This window comes from Roseomonas sp. TAS13, from assembly GCF_001950415.1.
Classification (GTDB): domain Bacteria; phylum Pseudomonadota; class Alphaproteobacteria; order Acetobacterales; family Acetobacteraceae; genus Roseomonas; species Roseomonas mucosa.
Genome location: NZ_BDLP01000386.1, coordinates 1 through 3,881, shown reverse-complemented (window position 1 = coordinate 3,881; position 3,881 = coordinate 1). Strand labels below are relative to the sequence as shown.

Below are 3,881 nucleotides of genomic sequence, written 5' to 3'. Positions count from 1 at the left end.
CCATCGGCCAGCCCAGCGGATGCACCACCGTGACCTTCAGCCCCTGCTTCGCCAGGCAGTCGGCGGCCTCCAGCCCCAGCAACCCGCCGCCGATCACCGCGGCTTGGCGGGCGCCGCCACGGGCGAGGCGCAGCAGGGCCTGCACGTCGTCCATGGTGCGGTAGAGGAAGACGCCGGGCAGGTTGGCGCCGGGAAGTGGCAGGCGCACGGCGCGCGAGCCGGTGGCCAGGATCAGCCGGTCATAGCCGATGCGCTCGCCCTTCTCCGTCACCACCTCCCGCGTCGCGCGGTCGATGGTGGCGATGCGCGTGCCGGGGCGGAAGCGGATGCCGAGCTCGCGCAGCCGCGCCGGCGGGTGGGTGATCAGCGCCGCCGGCCCGTCCTTGCCCGACAGCACCCGGCCCAGCGCCACGCGGTCATAGGGCAGGGCGCGTTCCTCGCCGATCAGCGTCACCCCGGCGCCGGGCAGGCGCTGCGCCACCCGTTCCGCCACCCGTGCCCCCGCCGGTCCGGCCCCGATCACGACGATCCGCATCGCCCCGGCTTCCCTCAATGCGCGGCCGGGAGGGAGTGGCGCTCGTGCAGGAAGCGCAGCACCGCCTCGCGGGCATGGAGGAACTTCGGATCGGAGGCGAGCGCCAGCCGGTCGCGCGGGCGCGGCAGGCCCACCTCCAGGATCTCGCCCACCTGGGCATTCGGCCCGTTGGTCAGCATCACGATGCGGTCGGACAGCAGCACGGCCTCGTCCACGTCATGGGTGATCATCATCACCGTGGTGCCGAGCCGGGCATGGATGTCCATCACCTGGTCCTGCAGATGCGCGCGGGTCAGCGCGTCCAGCGCGCCGAAGGGCTCGTCCAGCAGCAGCACGGAGGGCTTCATCGACAGCGCCCGGGCGATGCCGATGCGCTGCTTCATGCCGCCGGAGATCTCGGCCGGGCGCCGGTCCTTCGCATGGGTCATGCGGACCAGCTCGATATTCTCCATGGTCCATTCGTGCCGCGCGGCGCGCGACATCTTCCGGCCCACGGTGCGGTCCACGGCGAGGCGGACATTCTCGTAGCAGGTGAGCCAGGGCAGCAGGCTGTGGTTCTGGAACACCACGGCGCGGTCGGGCCCGGGCTGGTTGACCTCGCGGCCCTCCAGCACCACGCCGCCCAGCGATGCGGGCAGCAGCCCCGCCACCACGTTCAGCAGCGTGGACTTGCCGCAGCCGGAATGGCCGATCACCGAGATGTACTCGCCCTTCGCGATGCGCAGGTCCACGTTGCTCAGCACCGGGATGTTGGTGCCGAAACGGATCGAGAGGCGGGTGATCTCGAGGAAGGCGGGGCCCTGCGTGGCCGGAGGCGCCGCCTGCGCCGGGGCCGCTGTCTGGCCCTGGTTCTGCCCTTGGGTCTGCCCCTGGGTCTGCCCCTGGGCCTGGATGCTGGTCATGTCGGTCGCTTCCTTCAGGCCGAGGCGGTGCCGCGGGTGACGAGGCGGCCGATCAGGGCGACGAGGCGGTCGAGCAGGAAGCCGACCACGCCGACATAGACCAGCGCCACGATGATGTCGGAGAGGTTGGAGGAGTTCCAGGCATCCCAGATGAAGAAGCCGATGCCGACGCCGCCGATCAGCATCTCCGCCGCGATGATGGCGAGCCAGGAAAGGCCGACGCCGATGCGCAGGCCGGTGAAGATGTAGGGCGCGGCGGAGGGGATCACGATGCGCAGGAACCAGTCGGGCAGGCTCATCCGCAGCACCTTGGCGACGTTGCGGTAGTCCTGCGGCACGTTGCGCACGCCGACGGCGGTGTTGATGATGATCGGCCAGACCGAGGTGATGAAGATCACGAAGATCGCCGAGGGCTGCGCCTCGCGGAAGGCGGCGAGGGAGAGCGGCAGCCAGGCCAGCGGCGGCACGGTGCGCAGCACCTGGAAGAGCGGGTCGAGGCCGCGCATGGCGAAGTCCGAGGTGCCGATCAGCATCCCCGTGGCGATGCCTACCACCACCGCGATGGAGAAGCCCATGGCGACGCGGGAGAGCGAGGCGGCGAGGTGCCAGAACAGGCCCTTGTCCAACCCGCCACGGTCGAAGAAGGGATCGACGATCAGGTCGTAGCTGTCCGTCCAGACCTTGCTGGGCGCGGGGAGCGTGGCATCCGGGCGGGAGCAGAGCACCTGCCAGACCAGGCCCAGCACCAGCAGCACGAGCAGCGGCGGCAGGACGTTCTGCGCGACATGGCGGACCTTCAGCGCCAGGGCGGAGGGCTGGCGGAACTCGGGCGGTGCGGTGGTGGAGCCACCGGCGGGCACGCCCTTGACGGGGGTGACGGCGTTCATCGGGCTCAGGCTCCAGCCAGCTTCTTGATGGAAAGGGAGTCGAGATAGGCGCGCGGATTGGCGGGATCGAAGCGCTTGCCGTCGAAGAAGGTCTCGACGCCACGGCTGTCGCCCTGCGGCACCTCGGCATCCGGCACGCCCGCGCGGGCGGCGGCGGCGCGCCAGACATCGGCGCGGTTCACCTGCGCCACCAGCGCCCGGGTGTCGGTGTTCTCCGGCAGCACGCCCCAGCGGATGTCCTCGGTGAGGAACCACAGGTCGTGGCTGGCGAAGGGGAAGGAGGCGTTGTCGCGCCAGAACTTCATCAGCAGCGGCGAGCTCTCGACCTTCCGCCCGTCGCCATAGTCGATGTTGCCGCGCGAACGCTCCAGGATGTCGGCGACCGGCACGTTGAACCAGGCGCGCTTGCCGATGATGGCGCACATCTCCGCCTTGTTGGCGTCGGCGTCGCACCAGCGCTGCGCCTCGATGACGGCGGCGGTCAGCGCCTCGGCGGCCTTCGGGTTCGCCTTCACCCAGTCCGCGCGCAGGGCAAAGGCCTTCTCCGGGTGGTCCTTCCACAGCTCGCCGGTGACGGCGGCGGTGTAGCCAAGCTTCTGGTTCACCGTCTGCGCCGGCCAGGGCTCGCCGACGCAGAAGGCATCCATGGTGCCGACCTTCATGTTCGCCACCATCTGCGGCGGCGGCACGACGATGGTCTGCGCGTCCTTCTCCGGATCGATGCCGGCGGCGGCGAGCCAGTAGCGGAGCCACAGGTCGTGCGTGCCGCCGCGGAAGGTCATGGCCACCTTGCTGTCCGGCGTCAGCACGGATTTCAGCGGGGCGGCGTCGATGGTGGCGCCCTTGTGCTTCGCGGCGACGGAGAGGCCCTGGCCGTTCACGTTCAGCCGCGCCAGGATGTTCATCGCCAGCGGCTGGCTGTTCTGCGTGATCCTGCCAGCCTGCAGCAGATAGGCCATCGGCGTCAGCAGATGCGCGCCGTCGATGCCGCCGGCCCCGCCGCCGAGCACAAGGTTGTCACGCGTGGCGCCCCAGGAGGCCTGCTTCACCACCTCGACATCCGCCATGCCGTATTTGGCGAAGAGGCCCTTCTCCTTCGCCACGATCAGCGGCGCGGAGTCCGTGAGAGCGATGTAGCCGAGCGTGGCCTTGGTCACCTCGGGCGCGGTCGAGCCCTGGGCGAAGGCACCGCGCGGCGTGGCGGCGCGGGCGGCGGCGAAAAGGGCGGCAGTGGCCGAAAGGGCGGCGCGGCGGGAGATCGTCATGCCTGGGGCTCCGGGCGAGAAAGGGCAGGTTCGGGTTCGGAGAGACGGGCGGCGGCCTCGCGCCACAGGCCGTCGTCATAGGGGGCGAGGGCCCCGGCCTCCCCGGCACCGGCGGGCAGGTGCCCCCAGCGCCGCATCTGGCGCAGCCACCAGCGCGCGCTGTCGGCGCGCGGCAGGGTGGCGGGGCGGAAGCGCAGCCGTGCTTCCTCGGGGAGCAGGCGGCCATCCGGGAGCGCGCCCTCCAGGGCCTGTCTCTTGATCACATCTACGCACAGCTCCACCGTAAGGCGAA

5 protein-coding genes are annotated in these 3,881 nt (G+C 70.9%); all 5 read right to left on the bottom strand.

The features are described 5' to 3' along the window. On the bottom strand, positions 1 to 535 hold a 535-nt coding region (locus ROTAS13_RS20645), incomplete at its 3' end, for an NAD(P)/FAD-dependent oxidoreductase (protein WP_171979180.1). 14 nt (positions 536 to 549) lie between these two features. After that, positions 550 to 1,437 (bottom strand): ABC transporter ATP-binding protein, encoded by an 888-nt coding sequence (locus ROTAS13_RS20640; RefSeq protein ID WP_099781592.1) that lies wholly within the window; start codon positions 1,435 to 1,437, stop codon positions 550 to 552. A 14-nt stretch (positions 1,438 to 1,451) separates the two neighbouring features. Next, positions 1,452 to 2,324 (bottom strand): nitrate ABC transporter permease, encoded by an 873-nt coding sequence (ntrB, locus tag ROTAS13_RS20635; protein WP_019461036.1) that lies wholly within the window; start codon positions 2,322 to 2,324, stop codon positions 1,452 to 1,454. A gap of 5 nt (positions 2,325 to 2,329) precedes the next feature. Continuing rightward, positions 2,330 to 3,589: a CmpA/NrtA family ABC transporter substrate-binding protein gene (locus ROTAS13_RS20630; protein ID WP_058389591.1), complete on the bottom strand. Its 1,260-nt coding sequence runs from the start codon at positions 3,587 to 3,589 to the stop codon at positions 2,330 to 2,332. Then, positions 3,586 to 3,881, bottom strand: a 296-nt coding sequence (locus ROTAS13_RS27410) for a hypothetical protein (RefSeq protein WP_216348705.1), incomplete at its 5' end; no start/stop codon positions are given. The genes ROTAS13_RS20630 and ROTAS13_RS27410, both read right to left, overlap by 4 nt.

Bases quoted from the DNA above. Each gene is read 5' to 3' on its own strand.
- ROTAS13_RS20640 (WP_099781592.1), bottom strand. From the start codon at position 1,437: ATGACCAGCATCCAGGCCCAGGGGCAGACCCAGGGGCAGACCCAAGGG.
- ntrB (WP_019461036.1), bottom strand. From the start codon at position 2,324: ATGAACGCCGTCACCCCCGTCAAGGGCGTGCCCGCCGGTGGCTCCACC.
- ROTAS13_RS20630 (WP_058389591.1), bottom strand. From the start codon at position 3,589: ATGACGATCTCCCGCCGCGCCGCCCTTTCGGCCACTGCCGCCCTTTTC.